14 protein-coding genes are annotated in these 21,098 nt (G+C 37.0%); 10 read left to right on the top strand and 4 right to left on the bottom strand.

All coding sequences use genetic code 11. From position 1 onward, the window contains the following. Positions 1-52 precede the first annotated feature (52 nt). Positions 53-1,273: a helix-turn-helix domain-containing protein gene (locus CHI06_RS20900; RefSeq protein ID WP_095250521.1), complete on the bottom strand. Its 1,221-nt coding sequence runs from the start codon at positions 1,271-1,273 to the stop codon at positions 53-55. A 469-nt stretch (positions 1,274-1,742) separates the two neighbouring features. Here CHI06_RS20900 and CHI06_RS30970 point away from each other — a divergent pair, with 469 nt between their 5' ends. Continuing rightward, the gene (locus CHI06_RS30970) at positions 1,743-5,891 is read left to right on the top strand and encodes a S8 family serine peptidase (RefSeq protein ID WP_095250520.1); all 4,149 of its coding nucleotides are present in this window, start codon (positions 1,743-1,745) and stop codon (positions 5,889-5,891) included. A gap of 144 nt (positions 5,892-6,035) precedes the next feature. Here CHI06_RS30970 and CHI06_RS20890 read toward each other — a convergent pair whose 3' ends face one another. Beyond that, complete coding sequence (locus CHI06_RS20890) at positions 6,036-6,620, bottom strand: M15 family metallopeptidase (protein ID WP_095250519.1); 585 nt, start codon at positions 6,618-6,620, stop codon at positions 6,036-6,038. Positions 6,621-7,012: 392 nt separating this feature from the next. Here CHI06_RS20890 and CHI06_RS20885 point away from each other — a divergent pair, with 392 nt between their 5' ends. The 7 genes from CHI06_RS20885 to CHI06_RS20855 all read left to right on the top strand — a co-directional run bounded on the left by CHI06_RS20885 (position 7,013) and on the right by CHI06_RS20855 (position 13,869). Further along, a complete protein-coding gene (locus CHI06_RS20885) occupies positions 7,013-7,729 on the top strand; it encodes a C39 family peptidase (RefSeq protein ID WP_095250518.1) in 717 nt (238 codons plus the stop codon). A 103-nt stretch (positions 7,730-7,832) separates the two neighbouring features. Beyond that, complete coding sequence (locus tag CHI06_RS20880) at positions 7,833-8,531, top strand: response regulator transcription factor (protein ID WP_095250517.1); 699 nt, start codon at positions 7,833-7,835, stop codon at positions 8,529-8,531. Next, the gene (locus CHI06_RS20875) at positions 8,515-9,996 is read left to right on the top strand and encodes a HAMP domain-containing sensor histidine kinase (protein WP_179292725.1); all 1,482 of its coding nucleotides are present in this window, start codon (positions 8,515-8,517) and stop codon (positions 9,994-9,996) included. Before CHI06_RS20880 ends, CHI06_RS20875 begins: the two co-directional genes overlap by 17 nt. A 145-nt stretch (positions 9,997-10,141) precedes the next feature. Further along, positions 10,142-11,290, top strand: coding sequence for an efflux RND transporter periplasmic adaptor subunit (locus CHI06_RS20870; RefSeq protein WP_095250515.1), 1,149 nt, complete (start codon positions 10,142-10,144; stop codon positions 11,288-11,290). Continuing rightward, entirely contained in the window at positions 11,287-12,552 is a 1,266-nt protein-coding gene (locus CHI06_RS20865) for an ABC transporter permease (RefSeq protein ID WP_095250514.1), read from the top strand. Before CHI06_RS20870 ends, CHI06_RS20865 begins: the two co-directional genes overlap by 4 nt. Positions 12,553-12,563: 11 nt before the next feature. Continuing rightward, complete coding sequence (locus tag CHI06_RS20860; RefSeq protein WP_179292724.1) at positions 12,564-13,181, top strand: hypothetical protein; 618 nt, start codon at positions 12,564-12,566, stop codon at positions 13,179-13,181. Next, positions 13,162-13,869, top strand: coding sequence for an ABC transporter ATP-binding protein (locus CHI06_RS20855; protein WP_257009401.1), 708 nt, complete (start codon positions 13,162-13,164; stop codon positions 13,867-13,869). The genes CHI06_RS20860 and CHI06_RS20855 overlap by 20 nt, the downstream gene beginning before the upstream one ends. A 99-nt stretch (positions 13,870-13,968) precedes the next feature. Here the strand turns inward: CHI06_RS20855 and CHI06_RS20850 are convergent, their stop codons facing one another. Both CHI06_RS20850 and CHI06_RS20840 read right to left on the bottom strand, forming a co-directional pair. Continuing rightward, the gene (locus CHI06_RS20850) at positions 13,969-14,163 is read right to left on the bottom strand and encodes an H-type small acid-soluble spore protein (RefSeq protein ID WP_095250512.1); all 195 of its coding nucleotides are present in this window, start codon (positions 14,161-14,163) and stop codon (positions 13,969-13,971) included. A gap of 732 nt (positions 14,164-14,895) precedes the next feature. Next, the gene (locus tag CHI06_RS20840; protein WP_095250510.1) at positions 14,896-16,095 is read right to left on the bottom strand and encodes a nitrate/nitrite transporter; all 1,200 of its coding nucleotides are present in this window, start codon (positions 16,093-16,095) and stop codon (positions 14,896-14,898) included. Positions 16,096-16,522: 427 nt separating this feature from the next. Between CHI06_RS20840 and nirB the strand changes: the two genes are divergently transcribed. Together nirB and nasC are read left to right on the top strand one after the other, a co-directional pair. Then, positions 16,523-18,889, top strand: a complete 2,367-nt coding sequence (gene nirB, locus CHI06_RS20835; RefSeq protein ID WP_095250509.1) for a nitrite reductase large subunit NirB — start codon at positions 16,523-16,525, stop codon at positions 18,887-18,889. Between the two features lie 41 nt (positions 18,890-18,930). Next, entirely contained in the window at positions 18,931-21,081 is a 2,151-nt protein-coding gene (gene nasC, locus CHI06_RS20830) for an assimilatory nitrate reductase catalytic subunit NasC (protein ID WP_095250508.1), read from the top strand. Positions 21,082-21,098 lie beyond the last annotated feature (17 nt).

Below are 21,098 nucleotides of genomic sequence, written 5' to 3'. Positions count from 1 at the left end.
CCTGGCCAAAAAAGGCCAGGAGAACCGTCCCCTTGGTCACCCTTGGTCATCCCTAATGATTAATCAATACATCGGCTATTTTTAAGGCTTTACCAGTTTGTCTCTGGTTAAGATAATAATTAAATAATTCTTTTTCGGAACGTTTAATTAAATAAACAAAGCCAAATTTTTTAAACAAAGGTAATGAATAATCGAACAAGTATTGATGGTATTCCTGTTCTTTATCTTGAATTAAATAACTAAGTAAGGTAAATAAGATTATATATAATTGTTCATTTTTCTTTATGGCTCTTTCGAGTCCTTCATTTGCCAGTTGTAATAATTCCTCTTTTGGAAGTAGACTCCCATAATATGCACTCCTTATATAGCCTTCTAAAGAAAGTAAGTAGGGGCTTGATTCATTATCTTTAAGAATCATAGACTCTTTATAGTAAATATTGGCTGGTTCATAATCTTTTCTTCTATAGTATTCAAAAGCTAAGTTGTGTAATACCTTTGCCTTTCGACCAGGTGAATGACAAAGTTCACAGCTTTTGATTAAGCTTTCAAACCTCTGAATGGTCTCTTTAAAATCTCCATCATCTTTAACTTGAATTGCCATAAGCATCTCTGCATCAATCACTCTAAGGTAGTTATTTATTTCCTTAAAAAATTGCCGCGATTTATCTGCGTAATAATAAGCCATAACAGGTGATTCAATTGAATGATAGGCGACTGCTAAATAATAGGTATATTCCTTATTATTGTAATCTGTATCATTTATTGACTTTAATGCTTTCAAGGCTTTGAGATTTTCATGTTTTGCTATATAGTAGACTCCTAAAACGTGTTTGAATAGGTTTGCTTCGTAGGTTGATAATTTATGTTCTTTCTTTTGGATTTCATCGATGATTTCTAATGCCTCCTCGGTTAAGTTGTGCATTAGTAAATACCTAACCCGAAGTAATTTGTAAAGATCGATATAATCAGAGATTTGAATTAACTCTTCTTGCTCAAGTTCATGATTAATAAGGTCCATCTCTTCAAATAATTGCATGACAATAACATCATGCCAATGATTTAAACGATTTTTAATATTATTCAGCTTAATTAATTCAGTTTCGATATTTATCCCTAGTCTCTGGGATAAAAGAGTGATAATTTCAGGTGCATATTCCGTATGTAAACGCTCAATTTTACTTATATGTGTTCCAGAACATATTCCTTTTCCTAATTGCTCCTGCGTCATTTGGGATTTTTCCCGATAAAACCTAATGATTTTCCCCTCATTCATATTGAATTTCTCCTTTTTGAATAATATTCCTTTTAGAATAAAATTTGGATGTAATTGTATTAGGAAAACCACGATTCCCCCAAGTAGAAAAATGATTTTTTCGATATAGTTTAACAATTGTCATTTGTTTGATATCTAACTTTATAAGATTTTACAAAAATCTTTCACGTTCTTCTAAGTTTGACAATGTTCTACAAGGTTTTCGACACATTCTGCAGTGGAATTAGGAAAACTTGGAGAAAAATTCCCCCAGTTTACCGCGAATAAAAGCTCAAGTACAATATGAATTAATAGAGTTGTCTAATTATTCATACTCTTATTTTACACTATCTATCTTTCGGGAGGAATGCGATGCTCATAGGAATATGTAACCATTTAATAAAGAAAAATTTGTTAGATTATTATTTTTAAAAAGTAATAGAAATAAAATTTGCAGCAGAAATCAAAATAGTAGAAGGAGCGTTACTTAATGAAAAATCGAAAGAAACAATTTCTAAATGTTATGGTATCAGGTGTAATAGCGTCTGGCCTTCTTACATCATATTTAATGCCTCAGCAAAAATCTTATGCGATTTCGAATTCTACTGAAACGATCTTAAAAGGACTAACTGAGGAACAAAGGCAGTCTGTAAAACGATTAACTCCTCAAGAAGGCTTCATTATTGATCCAAGTTTATTGTCTAATAAAGATAAAACTGCAAATGTCATTGTTGAGTTCAAAACAGATCCGGTCGAAAATGCCCAGCAATCAAGATCAAAAGGTACATCAAAAAATAAAGTAGAAAAGATTAAAGGAGAACAGGAACATTTCAAGCAACGCTTAGAAGAGCTTTTCAATAAAAAGAAGGAATTGAACCCAAAATTAAAAGAAAAAAAATCACTTCAATATCAAATTAAACAAACTTACCAGAATGTATTTAATGGTATGGCTATGACGATTCCTACAAGTGAAATTAATACCTTGCTTGAGACTGGTGTAGTCAAAAGGATATGGAAAGACAATGTCGTTAGTTTACCGAAAAATGAATCGACTATTACTCAAGTACCAACCACTGGAAAAGTAATTCCACCAGCGCTTCCTCATATAGGAGTGGATCGTTTACATAATGAGGGCATAAAAGGACAAGGAATCAAAGTTGGGGTACTTGATACAGGGATTGACTATAATCACCCTGATTTAAAAGATGTTTATAAAGGCGGATATGATTTTGTCGAAAATGACTCTGATCCAATGGAAACAACTAGAGAGCAATGGCTTGCGTCTGGTCAACCTGAAACGATAAATGGTACTGCCTACTATACAGAACACGGAACTCATGTAGCTGGAACAATCGCATCTAACCCTAAAAATGATGTTGAATATGCAATGACAGGTGTAGCACCAAATGTTGACTTGTATGCATATCGAGTATTAGGAGAATATGGATCAGGATATGATTCATCCGTAATCGCGGGTATAGAAAGAGCGGTAGAAGATGGAATGGATGTTATTAATCTATCATTAGGTAATGGTAATAATCATTCCTTAGACGCTACATCTGTAGCAATCAACAATGCAGCATTAAAAGGGGTCATACCCATTATAGCAGGAGGAAATGCAGGGCCAAATCCAGGAACGCTAGGATCCCCAGGTGCTTCTCCACTAGCAATCACTGTTGGTGCAAGTGATGTGCCGACGGATATTCCAACTGTTAAGGCGAGTTTTGCAGATATTTCAGTGCAAAATACATTAATGGGGCATGGCCTTGGTAAGGATTATCTACAGTTAATTGATAAAGAGTACAATGTTGTTGAAGTAGGAATTGGTACCGAAGAGGATTATGCTGACAAAGACGTTAATGGGAAAGTGGCATTAATTTCTCGTGGCACGATCTCGTTTGATGAAAAAATCCGACGTGCTCATGAAAAAGGTGCAACAGCAGTTTTACTTTACAATAATGAAGATGGCGAAATTCCATTTTTCTTAGGTGAAAATCATGGTTATGTCCCAACATTTAAAATGTTACAGGCCGACGGAGTAAAGCTTTCAGAAAAATTAAAAGCAGACCCTTCAGCTAAACTTAAATTAACAGACTTACAGTCAAATATGACTTCAGGGGATGTGTTAGCTGATTTTAGCTCACGTGGTCCAGTAAGAAATAACTTTGATATTAAGCCAGATGTAGTAGCACCTGGAGTGTCTACATTCTCTACTGTTCCAGAATATATTAATAGTCCAGAAGATGGTGTCGATTATTCTAGTGGTTATGCAAGTTTAAGTGGAACATCCATGGCAACACCACATGTTGCTGGAGTTGCAGCCCTATTATTACAATCACATCCAGATTATACAGTTGCAGATGTAAAGGCAGCGCTAATGAATACGGCTGATCCTTTAAAAGGTCGTACGTACAATGTGAATGAAGTTGGAGCAGGACGAGTAGATGCTTATGAGGCAGTCCACAATACAACGTTGTTTGAAGTACAAAATAAGACGACTACCTTGGATGAAGAAGGTTTAAAAATAGAAATCGATGACATCTCAGGATCTCTACCTTTTGGTAGTATTGCACAATCAAGTGAGACTCAAAATAGAACAACCTCGATTTCTATTAAGAATTTAAGCAGTGAACTAGAAACATATCATACTAGAGTTGAATTTTTAACAATCGATGGTGTCTCAAAGGATGCTGCAAAGAGTGGTGTGACGCTTCAATTACCATCGACGATTGAAATGAATGGCAATGAGAGTAAAAATATGAATGCAGAAATATCCATTCCAGCTAATGCAGAATTTGGTGTATATCAGGGATATATTTATATCGAAAATGAGTCAAAAACGGCAGAATATCAAATTCCTTTCCATGTTCGTTATGCTAAACCTGGATTCGAAAAACTAAAATTTTATAAACATGCAATAACAAATGACCTTAGTAACTTTCATCCATACATCGAGCCTTTTACACCAGTCGATTTCAAGTTAAATAGTCATATGAAAACGATTGATGTCGTGGTTAGCGATCTAGATGGAAAACCAATTGGGTTTTATGGCACGTTTAATTTAGAAAATGCGGCAGTTGATACGGATTACTTCATATTCTTCGGATTTTCAGGTGAAGTAAAACATTTTACAGGTGATCCGAATAAACCTTTAGCACTTGAATATGAACCACTTAAAGAAGGTAAATACATTGTTTCTTACATTGGTACAGGGGCTGATGGAAAAACATATAAAATCGATAATGATATGGTGATCGATAATACAGCTCCAACACTGGAATTTGATAAGAAAACAGGAATCAAAGAACTTACAAGTTCAGATTTAACAACTGAAAGTTATGATGGACAAGATTATACAGCTTATTGGGTCCATGGAAAATTGTATGATGATACGATTGATTATTTAAAAAGTAGAGGTCATGACATCACTCAAGAGGCAAATACCGTGTACGCTTATCAAGATTCATATTGGCCAACAGCTGAATTTTTCCCAAATGCAAATGGTGAATTTAAATTTGGTGTCTTACCAGAAGAATATGCGAACTATCCAACAAATGTAGCCATCTATACTTATGATTACGCTACTGCAGGAAATCCAACTTTCCCAGACTTTACTTTTATTAATAAAGGGGATAAATATTCGACAATAAAACCAAATACAAAAAGTGTAAGTCTTGGATCGGAGTTTGTAAATACATTTACCGTTCAAAACTCTAAAGATTTAACAAGTGCTTCTGTAACAATCGATGTCCCTAATTTCTATAAAGTGGTAGACGTTAAGCCATCAAAACAGCTAGTGGATCTTGCAAAGAAAAATAATTGGACTATTAATGTCGCAAAGCCACAAATTACAGAAAACACCTGGTCTAATCTTTCAGCATTTGCTGTAGATATTTCAGACAAAAAGACAAAATTACCGGTTTCCATTAATGATGATATTGATTTATTGGATATCACTTTAAAAGTAGTCGATGACCATAATTACATGGTAGAAAGTGCTTTCTATTATCAAGAATCTTCCTACCAAACAAGCTCTGGTAGTAAGTCTTCTTTACCAACATTTGCTGAAAAGTTTAAATTCATTTCACAGCACTCATGGGTAGAAGGTTACTATCATGGTGAAGCAGTTAATTTAGACAACTATGATCTAGATTATTCAAAGATTGGGACAAAAGCTTATCTAGTTGATAAAAATGGTAAAAAATACTCTGCAAATATTTCAGAAAATGGTTATATGACGTTTACAGAAATTCCAGCAACAAAGGATGACTATACGTTAATAGTAGATATTCCAGGCCATTTCCTATACAGTAAAAAATTAACTTTGAGTAGGACGATTGATGGAAAAGTCCAAGGTAATTTCTATAGTATATATACAGATACAGCTGCTGCTGGAGATGTCAACGGAGATCAAGTAATCGATATTTATGATGCAAAGCTTGTTGCGTATAATGCTGGAATTTCAGGGGATAAATTGAAAGAAGATCTTAACAAAGATGGAGTCGTTGACATTATTGACTTTAACTTTGTCGAAAAGAACTTCATGTCGATCAATCCATACTTCCCAACTTCCAATAAGCCAGTTGAAAAAACAGGGAAGCTAACATTAGAAGAATTGAAAAAAAGATTTAACCAATAAGGGGGTCCCTTTTGATAAAGGCGTCCGGTGTGAGATATTCTTCAATCCATATAGATTTTTATATGTGTAAACATAAGTAAATGACGGACTGAATAGCAGCAGGCACCATCTTTATTAGATGGTGTTTGTTTTAGTTCTTAGATATCACTTGGTATCTGCCACGTTAGATGATTCATCGGGTCTTTGCCCATTCTGCAAATCGGCAATGGTCAGTCCGAAATCCATTTGGAGATGTGGATAATCTTTAAAATCTTTCCAATCTCCGCCCCACTCGAATCCTAATGACTTTGCCATTTTTACTACCTCGGACCAATCGGCCTTACTATTTTGATTGCCATCATATTGCCGATCCCAAATGACATTTCCTGAAGGAGTTTCAAGTGCAAAATCAATGGCAAGCCCATAATTATGATAGGATTCTCCACCTTTTGCATTCGAGACAATATTGCCCTCAGTCGTACGTCCCTGTTCATAAATGGTGTTCTGCTCGTCCACACTGCGAAAACCGTCAGTAATCAAAACTACAATTCCTTTTTTTGCTGCCTGTTGGACTAATTGATCGCTTCGTTCCTTTACTATAGGATGGAGTTCAGTTGGTAAAGGCACATTCTGATCTTGTTTAATGCCTGTTGCTTTAGATGGTTTGGTTTCGTTTTCTCTAAATATTAAAATAGTACTAATCCCTATAGCTACTAGAAATAGTAACAATTTAATCATTCTTCTATTCATGGTGCCACTTCCTCTCGATTACAAGATTTCTAGGCTCCTTCTAAGACGAGCTTCGTCCTCTTCCTCTATTTCTATCACTCTTCTATTGTTCAATATTAACCTTAAACAATTCTTAATTAGTATAAAACTAATCTGTTACATAATAAACAAACATAATCTTCTAGTAAAGAGGACTGGCTCTTTTTTGTATTTTCATTTTTTAAGAAAAGTTTAAGGTTGTCCCTTCATAATAGGGCTATTCAGTCAATTATACACTTCACTGTAAAAGAGAAAGATTTAGAGAGGAGAAAACTTTTGAAATTAAAATACTTATCCTAATACTTGTTATAGGAATACTCATAGGCGTTAATTATGCGAAAGCGCAAAAATCAGAATCTAGCACTACTACAATAATGAGTAATCATATAGAAGATGCAAACCAAGAACAGCTTACGAATACTCTTGATTCCAATTCGGTTGCATTCTCTTCTGAAGATACAATCCTGAATACTGACGAGACTCAAGTTGTATATCAGATGCAGGATGGAAAATTAGTTAATGTGCCGCATATCCAGCAAATGCCTGAATTACCACGGGGCTGCGAAGTTTCTAGTCTAGCAATGCTCCTTCAGTATGCGGGTGTTTCTATAGACAAAATGACGCTTGCGAACGAAATAACCACCGTTCCTTTCCGGGATTCAAATGGGGTGAGAGGAAATCCAAATGATGGATTTGTTGGAGATATATATTCCTTTGATAATCCAGGATATGGCGTTTACCATGCCCCGATTGCAGCTTTAGCCGAAACGTATTTACCAGGTAGAATAATAGATATAACAGGCAGAAGTATTGAGTCTGTTTATCATATGATAGACAATGGTTCTCCTGTTTGGGTCATTACAAATTCAAGATTTTCTCAATTGCCGGAAAGTGAATTTACCACCTGGGTGACATCATCTGGGGAAATACAAATTACCTATAGAGAGCACAGTGTATTAGTAGTAGGTTACGATGAAAATAATGTGTATCTAAACGATCCATTAGCAAACCAACCATATACTGGTGTTCCAAGAGATAGTTTTGAAGAATCATGGATTCAAATGGGAAAACAGGCAATTAGTTATCAATAAATTCATTTTAAAAAAATTAGATACAAAAAATAACGTTTATCACATTTTCATCACAAATCTTTGGTAATGATAAAACATACCAAAATCTAGAAAGGGATTTACTATGAAAAAATCATTAATACTAATTGCTGATGATGAAATAAGGCTGGGGAAACTTGTTTCCGACTTTCTGGTAAATTCCGGATTTGGAGTGTTAACTGTAACAGATGGGAAGCAGGCATTTGACATTTTTAATGAATATCGTAATAAAATTGATCTCATTATCCTAGACGTTATGATGCCAAAAATGGATGGTTGGGAAGTTTTAAAAGAGATAAAAAGTATATCTTCTGTTCCTATTATTATGCTTACAGCAAAAGCGGAAGAATGTGACCAATTAACAGGATTTAAACTAGGTGCAAACGATTATGTAACCAAACCTTTTTCCCCTAGTGTTCTAGTTGCTAGAGTTGAAAATCTTTTGAAAAGAACAGGGAGAATCGGTGGCGAACAACTTGTATCAGGTAATCTTTCAATAGATTTAATTGAACATGTAGCATATATTGATGATCGACCAATTGAAATGACTCCCAAGGAATTCGATTTGTTGGTATATTTCATTCAAAATGAAGGAATCGCGTTATCAAGGGACAACATATTAAATGCAGTCTGGAATCACGATTACTTTGGTGACCTTCGAACAGTTGATACTCATGTTAAACAGCTGCGAGCAAAACTTGGTTTATTCAGTCATTATATTGAGACTGTTCGCGGAATTGGATATAGAATGAGGTGCAAGGATGAGGATGTCGATAAGAGTTAAGTTATTTTTTATTCTAACATCTATTATCCTTCTATTTGTCATCTTAACCCAGTTTTTTGGCATCCTCTTTCTTGAGGATTTTTATATCTCTTCAAAAAAGAAGTCATTAAAGGAAAGTCTTGGACAGGTACAACAAATAGTAACTACAGACAGTGATTATGAAAACAGCCTTGCAGCACTGCAGGATAATAAAAATATTAATATCCTTATTACCGATAAAGAATACAACGTCGTTTTTATGACTGCACTTTTAAAACGTAAGGATAAAAACCCGGTAGACACTGGTAAATTATTGGATAAACATGAAGAACATCTAAATGATGACATTGGCAGTGTATCTAAAGAACAAAAAATTGTAACTCGTACAGATCCACGGACAGGAACAGAATTCTTAAGTTTATATTCCATTATTAACCTTCCAGACGATGTGGAAGGCTATGTAGAAATTAGTTCATCCATTGATGCAATGAAAGACAGCATTAATGCAGCAAGTAATTTTATCCTTTATTTATCTTTAGTGGTTACCGTAATCGGGACTATAACTATTATTTATGTATCTAATAAGATTTCAAAACCGATAGTAAAGATCGGCAAACTAACCGCTGATATGGCAAAGCTGGACTTTTCACAAAGAATTGAAGTGAACTCCAATGATGAAATAGGTGATCTTTGCAAAAATATCAATTTTCTATCCGTTAATCTAGATAAAACGCTTAATGAGCTTGCTAACGCCAATTTACAATTGAAAAAAGATATTGAAATGAAAGAAAGAATTGATCAGTCTAGAAAAGAATTAATAGCCAACGTATCGCATGAGCTTAAAACACCTATTTCACTAATTGCAGGATATTCGGAGGGGTTAAAGGTCAATGTGAACAGTGAGGATAAAGATTTTTATTGTGAAGTGATTATTGATGAAGCGGAGAAAATGAACAAACTAGTGCTAAGCCTTTTGGACCTTTCTCAGGTTGAAGGTGGATACAAACAAATGATGAAAGAATACATCGCTGCAAACGAACTCATTGAAAATACTCTTGAGAAATTCAAATTGATTTTTAAAGAAAAAGGGATGGATGTAGAAGTTTCTTATAAAGGTGATGGGGTGGTCTATGCAGACCCAGAAAGAATTGAACAGGTTTTAACCAATTATCTAACCAATGCTATTAATCATGTTGATGATAGAAAAAGTATTTTTCTAAGAGCAGAAGAGCATGAGGAAAAAGTAGTAGTTCGTGTTTTCAATACCGGAAGGCCCATTCCCCCTGATGAGATAGATAAAATTTGGGACAATTTTTACAAAATTGACAAAGCCCGTACCCGGGAATATGGTGGATCGGGACTTGGATTAACCATTGTAAAAGCAATTATAGAGGCACATGGTGGAAAATACGGAACCACCAATCATGAAGAAACTGTTGAATTTTGGTTCACTCTAAATAAGAAATCAGGATCAAACAGCTCCTAAATTAAGGTGCTGTTTTTTTATGCTATTTTATTCTATATTTCTTTAATACTTTATTAATCGAACCTTCACATAGACATCACAAACCCTTTCTAAAATAAATCTTGTAAAACTAGTCCATAGTTAACAAGGAAAGGGTTGAATTATTTTGAAGAAAAAGGCAATAGCAATTATTCTGTCCTGCTCTTTAGGAATGTCATTATTGGCAGGATGTACCAAAGAAGCAGAAGCAGTCCCTGTTAAAACGACCGAGCAAAAAGTAGTGAAAGGAAATTTGGAAGTGGGTCTTGCAGCAGATGGTAGAATTAGCAGATCGATTACAAATTTGAATTTTGAAGTGTCCGGTACTGTAAAGAAGATTAATGTTGCTATAGGACAACCAGTTAAAGCTGGCGACATTCTTGCTGAACTTGATGATACTGATTTACAACTTGCCGTTACCCAAGCACAAAATACATTGAGTAAGGCTGAGGCTAACTATACAGATGCCGTAAATCAGCGAGAAATAAATCAAATGGAATCTAAAATAAAGGTTGATGAAGCAAAAGCGAAATGGGATGAAAAGCCTGATGATGCTTCTCTTAAAGCGGCATATGAACTTGAGCAAAAGAAATATCAAAATTTAGTAAACAATAATTCTACTATTCAGAACGCTAAATTAAGTGTAGAAGAAGCTAAAAACAAACTTCAGGAAGCCAAAAATAATTTGAATAAGATTTATCTAAAAGCTCCTATCGATGGTGAAATTATGAACCTTAACTATAAAGTAGGAGAGGTTGTGACAGGAAGCCAGTCCGGAACCAATAATAATTCAGCTTCATCCGGAAGTGCATTTATGACAATCGTAGATCCGAGTGTCATTTATGTGAAAGCCACTGCCACCGAGACAGATATTTCAGGGATTGAAATTGCTCAACAAATGAGAGTGGCCATTGACTCCGTATCTCTTGAAAATGTTGCGGGTGAAGTCGTTTCTGTCAGTGATACTCCATCTATTGACAGCTCTGGTGTTGTTACCTATGAAGTTACCGGAAAACTCGCAGAACCAAATGAAAAGATTAAAGATGGAATGACATCTTTTATTACTTTTTTAAAGAAGGAAAAGACGGATGTTCTGCTAGTACCAAACAAAGCGATTTTTGTTGAAGATGGTAAGCAATATGTGAATGTTAAAACATCTGCTGAAGAGCCAGAAAAAAGGGCTATTACTGGCGGCTTAACAAATGGAATCCAAACCGAAGTGGTTGAAGGTCTTAAAGAAGGTGAGACCGTTATCATAGGTGGTGTACAAAAATGAAATTAGTTGAGCAGTTACGTTCCGTTATGCTCAGCGTATCTACTAATAAGTTTAGAGTAATCCTGACATCGCTCGGAATCATTATAGGTACCTTCACCATCATTATGGTTGTCGGTATCGGAAAAGCCAGTGAAAAAGCAGTAGAAGACCAGTTTAAGAGACTTTCAGTTGAGAGCATTACGATTACAAAGGCACGTGGAGCCGGAGGAAGGGGCATGTCCCCCTCATCCTCATCGAAATCCCTCACTAAGCAAGACGCGCTTCAAATGTCTGAACTCCTTACCAATGTTAAGAGTGTTGGGATCAGTATGGGAACTTCTTCAGAAGTTGCAAATGGGTTAACAACTTCAACCGCAAGTATTCAAGGAATTAATGAGGCTTATGCAGCTATTACCAATTTAACTCCAATTAGTGGGGATATTTTTACAGATGAAGATGGTCTATTAAGAAATAAAGTTGTCGTCCTTGGCTACAATTTAGCGGATCTTTTGTTCGATGGTGATGTCAATGCTGCTGTTGGTTCAAAAATCTTGTTAAAAGGAACATCTTATACCGTTACAGGTGTTTTGAATCGAATAGGCGGTTCTGGCGGGATTAGTTCCGGCGGGGGCGCTATGGCGAGTTCAACGACAGCAGATGATATGGCGTTTATCCCTTATGATGTTGCATTAAAGTACACTACCGGTACTAGCGGGACAAGAGGGGGAGGCGGCGGTTCTGGAATGATCACCATTATTGCCCAGGCAAACGATATTAACAGTGTCCAGCCTGCAATTGAAGAAATTAAGCAATATATCGGAGAAATCACAGGTGACTCTGAATCATATTCTGTCGTTGATGCAGGAAGTACTCTAGCATCAGCCCAGGAGACGTCAAGTACAATGTCTGCCTTGTTGATAGCAGTCGCAGCCATAGTCATGATTGTAAGTGGAATAGGAATTATGAACGTGCTAATGGTGGCAGTTAAGGAACGAACACGTGAGATTGGCATTCTCAAAAGTATTGGTGCAGCGAGGAAGGTCATACTGCTCGAGTTCCTGTTTGAGGCTATATTTATCAGTCTGTGCGGCGGTTTGCTAGGGGTATTACTCAGTGTATCCGCACCATGGGTACTGTCATTTACGGAAATAAATTATTTAGCTTCCTTTGAAGGGATTATTCTAGGATTGGGATTTTCTGTGATTACCGGGATATTCTTTGGATACTATCCTGCTGCAAAAGCATCAAAGTTAAAACCGATTGAAGCATTAAATCATGATTGATAGGAGTGGAAATGTTGAATAAATTACGTTTAATAATAAATATATTGGCATCTAGCTTGATGATTTTAACGATTGTTGGTTGTTCAAGTGCTGCTGCTTCGGAAGAACAAACCACGGCAGCAGAAGAGGGTACTAGTAAAGGAGCAAACACCAAATCAATAGATTTAGTAGAAATTGATGTATATGGTGAAGTATCAGAGATTATTGGAAATGAAGTAACGTTGAAGCTTCTAGAAATACCAGATATGTCTGCGATGAACAGAGAAAAAGGTACAGGCGGCGATAAAACTGGTGATAAAGCCGAAGGAAGCGCACCTGCCGGAGACACCAATAGTGGTGCGGCAGCTGGAGCCATTACTGGAAACCCAGGTGGAGGCGGAATGAGAGAAAAAAATTATACTGGGGAAGAGAAGACCATTGTGATTCCTGTTGGTATGCCTATTGTGTCAATGACCAGGGGTGAAGAGGGCATGGTTGAAAGTGAAATAAGTCTGAATGAATTAACATCTGGCAGTACGTTGTCCATTTATTATCAGGAAGATGGAAAAACAATCGAGAAAATAACAATCAGAAAACCAAGAACAGGTGGTGGAGGTCAAGGTGGACAAGGTGGCAAAACCGGTAATTAGGATGACAAGTATCAATAAGTCATATGGTAAGGCAGAGAATAAAGTCGATGTCTTAAAAGAAGTATCATTAACAGTTGACCAAGGAGAATTTGTTGCCATTCTGGGTCCCTCTGGATCAGGGAAAACAACATTGATGAACTTGATTGGTCTTATTGATACGATTGACAACGGGGATTATTTTCTTGATGGGGTAAATATTAAAGAGCATTCAGAAAAAAACTACGCGAGAATCAGAAATGAAAAAATCGGCTTTGTCTTTCAAAAATTCAACCTAATTTCAAAATATACAGCACTTTATAATGTAGCCCTGCCTCTTCTGCTTCGAGGTGAAAGCTATAAAATGGCGAAACAGAAAGCAACAGAAACTCTAACAAGAGTGGGACTTGGCGATCGAATTCATCACCGTCCCAACCAGCTCTCTGGAGGTCAGCAGCAGCGAGTTGCCATCGCGCGTGCATTGGTCGGCGAATGTCCTTTGATCTTGGCAGATGAGCCAACCGGTGCCCTTGACCAAAAAACAGGGAGGGAAGTTCTATCCTTTATTCAAAAGCTAAACACTGAAGGAAAAACAATCGTAATGATTACACATGATGAAAGTATTGCTACAATGGCTAAAAGAATCATATATGTAGAAGACGGAATGATCAAACAAAATAATGGGCACAAAGTTAAAGAGTTGTCTTATTAATTTCGTTAGTGGTGGTAATACTCCGGTAAGGACCAAGAAGGCATGAATTGGTTTCCATATCCAATTCATGCCTATAGTTTTAGGAGTTACCATTACATATTATGTATAATACTCTCCCGTTTCTTCCAAATCCTTAATAGATATGATTTGTCTTTCGCTGTGGATTCCTCTTTCAGAGACAACAGCCTTGTCAGATGTCTCATCAACACTCTCAATCCACACTGGAATTCCATGGTAGTGTACGGCTATTTCTTTATTGGCAAACAGTATTTCTTTTGCACGATCAATATTCATATTATGAACACCTCGAAAGTATCTACTTTAAAATAGAATATATTCTTAAACGGAAAAACGCTCAGGAAATGTTTCAGGATTTAGGGTTTGATAATTCTGGAGTACTTGGTTTTTTGATTAATTTTTGGAACCCATAGTTCAAAAGAGATAGTGAAAAACTAATAATAAAAAGTATTGTGGAGTTAAATTTTTTTAATTGATAGTGACCTATTTTTTGAAAAAATGCACTGAAGGGATAAGCAAATAAAAGATCTATAATTAAATTGCTTAAAGCATATAAGGAGAATTTTCCATATGTAAAATGAAATACCCATAAATTAATTGTAAAAAAAGGTCCAAATATAAAGGCTAATGTGTCAAATATCATGTATTTGTTCCCACCTTTTACCTCCCACCATTTGAAAATTAGATTAAGAAGTGATTCTATTAACAAAAGACAAGAACAAAATAATGTAACAGGTAAATATCTTTTAAAGGATTGTTTGGGAAGAAAATAAATAACAATAGCCCACAAAACGATTGCATTTACTATTCAAAAAAATTTGCTAACAAGATAACCACCACCCTAATTTTTTTTAGGATGTGATACTCGTTTCAATATTATTCTTTTTAGGGGAGAGAGTTGTTTATAGAATGCCCTATATATGTAGAGGCACCTAGTCTCATATTTCGAGGTGCCCCAAAAATGTTATAAAGAAAAAATGTGGTCCTTTTTAAATAAAGGTACTCCGATTAAATGGACGCACGATTTGACTCCATGGTTTTCCTCCATGATAATTTAGCGATGACTAAGACGAAAAGAGCACATAATCCAACCCCGGCCAAAATGTAAAATCCAGTAGCATACGTTCCTGTCATTTGTTTAAGTGATCCAAGTATGTTAGGAACAAAGAATCCTCCCACGCCACCGGCAGCTCCGACAATACCTGTTATTACACCAATTTCCTCTTGGAATCGCTGAGGAACCAATTGGAATACCGCACCATTCCCCATTCCAAGACAAAGCATCCCAATAAACAATCCTGCAATAGCAAATGGCAGGGCAGGAAGCTGGCTTATGCTGAACATAGTGATTCCAACTCCAATAAATAAGAAAGTTAACAATCGAACCCCGCCGATTTTATCTGCGATGTATCCGCCGACTGGTCGGAAAAAACTTCCCGCTGCGACACACAAAGTAACGAAATCACCAGCACGTACCTTTGTTAACGCATATTGATCTACAAAAAAGATACTTAAAAAGCTTGATAGTCCGACAAAACCGCCGAAGGTAACGCTATAAAGCAGGCAAAAATATAAGGTATCTTTTTGTTTAAAAACCTGAAAGTATTCTTTCATCGGTTTTACTTTCGGCTGGGACGGGGCATCTTTGGCCATTACAACGTATAAAACCATAACGATGAGAAGGGGAATAAGAGCAAGCCCGATTACATTATGCCAGCCGATACTTTCGGCCAACCGTGGTCCAAATAAAGTAGCCAATAGCGTACCGCTGTTCCCCGCACCTGCAATACCCATGGCCAATCCCTGTAAATGCGGCGGGTACCACCGGCTCGCCATAGGAATGGCCGCCGCAAAGCTTGCACCTGCTACTCCGAGAAGTATTCCAATCATGAAAAGCTCTGTAACGGTTTGACCGTATAACCATCCCCATATGAGTGGAATGATTGTCACAGTCATCCCACTGATGGCTGTTTTTTTAGGACCAATTCGATCTGTTAAGAAACCAAGAATCAATCGAAAAAAAGAACCGCTTAAGATGGGAACAGCAACTATTAAACCTCTCTCTGAAGGAGAGAGATTGAAATCATTTGTGATATAAACCCCTAATGCCCCCAACATAACCCAAATCATGAAACTGATATCAAAGTAAAGAAAGGAGGCGACCAATGATGGTGCATGACCCGCCTTTTTTAAATCTGCTAGTTTCATCCTATCTACTCCTCTCTATTAATCTTTGTTTTATTATCAGGAGTTACCACCCAATATTTTTCGTTCCTTTTGAAAATAAGACTTTAGCTAGTAGAATGACGAATGAAATCAATCCAATATTATTTTTCATTTTTTTATACCTCCTAATTTTTATAGTTTTAAGAATAGTCTGATACTGGCGTTTTGTCTCAATTGCTGTGAAGAAACCTAACACATGTATTTTTTTCTCCCATGAAAAATCTGTATAATATCAAGGTTTATCGCTTATTCAATAAAATTAAATCTTTATAGGGATTCCTTCTTCTTTTAGCTTAGAGAAAACTAGTATGTAAGGAAATATAACGTGTTTCATTTTTTTATTTTGACTTTATGTGATAATTGATGGCATTAAGTTTATGTCAGATGAAATAACAGCTGGAGGGTTAAAATGGATAAAAAAAGGCTGGTATTAGTTGGTAACGGAATGGCAGGTGTCCGTTGTATAGAGGAAATTTTAAAACTCGATCCTTTAGGTTTTGAAATTACTATTTTTGGAAGTGAACCCCACGTAAATTATAACCGTATTCTTTTATCCTCCATTTTACAGGGCGGCACTTCTTTTGGAGATATCACGGTGCATGATCGTGAATGGTATGGGCGTCATCATATAAATTTGTATACGGGAGAAACGGTAATCGAAATTGATAAACATATACAGGTTATCAAGACGGATCAACACAGAATCGTTTCTTATGATTATCTGATTATCGCTACTGGCTCTGTTCCATTTTCACTTCCGATTCCAGGTGCCGATAAACTGGGAGTGGTTACCTTCAGAACCATAGAAGATTGTCAGAAAATGATAGAGATTTCTAAAAAAAATAAAAAAGCAGTGGTGATTGGTGGAGGGGTATTGGGATTAGAAGCAGCAAAGGGTCTGCTTAATCTTGGGATGAACGTGTCTGTCGTTCATATTGGCAGTTATTTAATGGAAAGGCAGGTAGATGAAACTGCTGCAAGAATGCTTCAAGAAGAACTGGAAAGTCAAGGAATGAAATTCCTATTCCAAAAAGAGACGATGGAAATCGTTGGAGATATTCGTGCGAAAGGTGTCACTTTTAAAGATGGAACAGAAGTTGAGGCAAATTTGGTTGTGATGGCTGCAGGTGTCAGACCGAATGTTCATCTCGCAAAAAAGACTGGAATTGAAACAAACCGTGCAATTCTAGTCAATGATTATATGGAGACGAGTATACCGAACATTTACGCTGTGGGAGAATGTGTTGAGCATCGAGCAATGGTATATGGCTTGGTACAGCCTCTTTATGAACAAGGTAAAACGTTAGCAAAACGAATTTGTGGTATAGAAGGTCAAGGGTATGAAGGAAGTGTTCTCTCTACGCAGCTGAAAATTTCCGGTATAGACCTGTTTTCAGTAGGAGTCATTCATGATAATGAGTCTTCAAACCAATCAATAAAGATTTATGATGAAGTTCAAGGAGTTTATAAAAAAGTAGTTTTTCAGGATCATAGGATTATCGGGGCAGTGTTGTTTGGTGATACAAAAGAACGAACGAAACTGCTCGATATGATTCTTAAACATCAGGATGTGTCCGATTTAGAAAAGGTTTCACTATTTCCACAGGCGAAGGACCTTGAATTTTCTATTTCATCTATTCCAGCCAGTAAGATCATTTGTAATTGTAATAGTGTGACGAAAGGGACTATTCTGGAGGCGATTCAAAAAGAAGGTTTAACGACTGTAGAGGAGATAAAAAAATGTACGAAAGCTTCAAGCTCCTGTGGAGGATGTAAACCACTCGTGACGGATCTGTTATCCTTTATTCAGAATAATGATTTTGAAGAAGTCATAGAAGAAAAGGCAGTTCTATGTTCTTGTACAACTTTAAATGATGATGAAGTTGTTCAGGAGATGCAGAGGCAAGGATTAACATCTGTACAGGAAGTCATGAAGGTCTTAAAGTGGAAAAATTATGAAGGCTGTTCTATTTGTCGTCCAGCGATTAACTATTATTTAGGAATGATTAATCCAGAATATGAAAGTAAACAAGAAGTTTTTTTTATAAACGAAAAAATGAATGCAGTCATACACTCAGAAGGGACTTATACCCTTATCCCACAAATGTATGGTGGGATCACAAATCCAGAGCAATTAAGAAAAATTGCACAAGTAGCAGAAAAATATCATATAAACGATATGGCAATCACGAGTGACCAAAGAATTCATTTACTTGGTGTCAAGAAAGAGGATTTGTCCGAAGTATGGGCAGATTTGAACATGCCCTTAAGTTCGCCACAAGCTAATAGTGTCCAAAACATTAAAATGTGTATAGGGGAAAATATTTGTTATTGTGATAAAAAACCATCGATTGAACTTGCGGTAAGCCTCGAAAAGCAATTAGAATTGCTCACTACCCCTTACCGGGTCAAAATGGGTATATCCTCTTGTTTGCATAACGGTGCAGATTCGACCACAAAGGATGTTGGATTAATTGGGGTTGACCGGGGCTGGGAAATTTATATCGGCGGAAGCAGCGGGCGTCACGTTCGTTCGGGAGAGTTATTATGTGTTGCTGCCACCTCTGAGGAAGCAATGGAGTTAATCATAGGTTTTGTTCAATATTATCGTGAGACAGCTAATTACTTGGAGCGAACATGGGAATGGGTAGAAAGAGTCGGATTGGTTCATGTAAGGGAAGTTTTATTTGATGATGAACTTCGCCAGCAGCTGCTCGAGCAATTGGCAGAGGAGATGTCTTTACGCAAGAATTTAGAAGAGAAAAGCCTCTTTTAACAAATTCATAATAAAAATACGCAAAAAAGGGGGAGTGACGTTTGACGGAATTGTTATTGAAGTATTTCCGCTCAAAGCAGCAGGAAGTGAAGTCAGAAAAAAGATATGATACACAATGTCCATTTTGCAGTATGCAATGTAAGATGCAGCTGCTAGAACAATCCATTGTCACCAGAAAAAAATATGTAACGATTGGAAAAAACAACCCTACTTCCGAGGGCCGATTGTGTTTGAAGGGGATGAATGCCCATCAACATAGCTTTCATCACGAACGGTTGAAATATCCATTGCTTAAAAGAAATGGAGAATTTGTCCGCGTTAGCTGGGAAGAGGCATTGGGACATATTAAGAATAACTTTACTAGAATTCAAGAGGAAGATGGATTGAATGCCTTAGCTGTTTATGGGAGTGCGTCCATCACAAATGAAGAAGCTTATTTACTTGGGAAATTTGCTCGGGTTGCCTTGAAAACGAGATACATTGATTATAATGGCAGATTATGCATGTCAGCAGCGGCTTCTGCAGCCTCTCAAACGTTTGGAATGGATAGAGGATTTACCAATAGCCTGCAGGAGATTCCGTTTACTCGATGTATCATTCTTGCGGGGACGAATATCGCAGAATGTCAGCCTACAATCATGCCCTATTTTGAGAAAGCAAAGGAAAAAGGTGCTTATATTATTGCGATTGATCCACGCGAAACAGCGACCACGAAAATGGCAGACTTGCATTTAAAAATCAAACCTGGAACAGATGCAGCCTTAGCGAACGGATTATTAAAGGTGATTATAGAGGAAAACTATATCGATCATGCCTTTATTCATGAACGAGTCAAAGGTTTTGAGGATGTCCAACAACATATATCATCTACTGATTTGCTAGAAATCGAGGAAATAACAGGTGTTCCAAAAGAGCAAATTCAAAAAGCAGCTCGTAAATTTGGAAAAGAAGAAACGGGAATGATTTTCACTGCAAGAGGGGTGGAACAGCACACGGACGGATCTATGGCTGTTCGTAATTTCCTGAATATTCTTATTTCTACTGGAAAAATTGGCAAGCAGAATTGTGGTTTTGGAGCAATTACAGGACAGGGAAATGGTCAGGGTGCAAGGGAACACGGACAAAAAGCAGACCAACTGCCAGGATATCGATCGATTGAAAATGAGGAGCACCGCGCTTACATTGCAAGCGTTTGGGGCGTGGAAAAGGACGAAATACCTAGAAAAGGTGTTTCCGCGTTTGAAATAATGGAAAATATCGATAACGGAGAGATTACGGGCATGTTTTTAATGTGCTCAAATCCAGTGGTTTCCAATCCGAACGCACAATTTGTTAAAAAGGCATTACAAAAGTTGAAGTTTTTAGTAGCGGTAGATCTGTTTGTGTCAGAGACTGCGAAATTAGCAGATGTCATTTTACCAGCTTCCTCATATTTAGAGGATGAAGGAACGATGACGAATCTGGAAGGAAGGGTGACTTTAAGGGAAGCAAGCTATCCTTGTCCGGGAGAAGTGAAACATGATTGGCAAATTATATGCGAGGTAGCTCGCGTGCTTGGAAAAGGAGAATACTTTAACTTTTCATCTGCAGAAGAAATCTTTAATGAATTACGGGTGGCGAGCCGTGGAGGAAAAGCGGATTATTATGGCATCACCTATCATCGTCTGCGGAAGGAAGAAGGTATCCTTTGGCCATGCCCTAACCTTGAGCATAAAGGGACAACTCGATTGTTTGAAACTTCGTTTTCCCACCCTGATGGCAGAGCAGAGATGGTGGCAGTTCCAAACCGTCCAGACCCAGCTAAGGAACAGCTGAGTGAGGAGTATCCCCTCTATTTAACAACAGGAAGAGTGATGGCGCACTATCTAACAGGCGTACAAACGAGAAAAAGTCCTGCATTGGCAGCTAGAAATGTAGAATCCTTTGTAGAAATTCATCCGATAACCGCTAAAAAATACGGTATCGAAGATAGTTCCTTAGTACGAATAGAATCCAAAAGAGGTAGTATTGTTGTAAGGAGTATATGGTCGGAAACCATTCGTCAGGATACAGTATTTGTTCCTTTTCATTGGTCCGACTCGCAAAATGTGAATCTATTAGTTTCAAAAGACCTGGATCCTATATGCAAAATGCCAGGTTTTAAATTAAGTGCAGTAAAAGTAAAGGCAATTATGGATTCATTCGCTCATTAAAACCAAGGGGACGGTTC

Origin of the sequence: Bacillus sp. 7884-1 (genome assembly GCF_002272245.1) — a bacterium.
Classification (GTDB): domain Bacteria; phylum Bacillota; class Bacilli; order Bacillales; family Cytobacillaceae; genus Neobacillus.
This window is presented reverse-complemented; position numbering and strand designations above follow the sequence as displayed.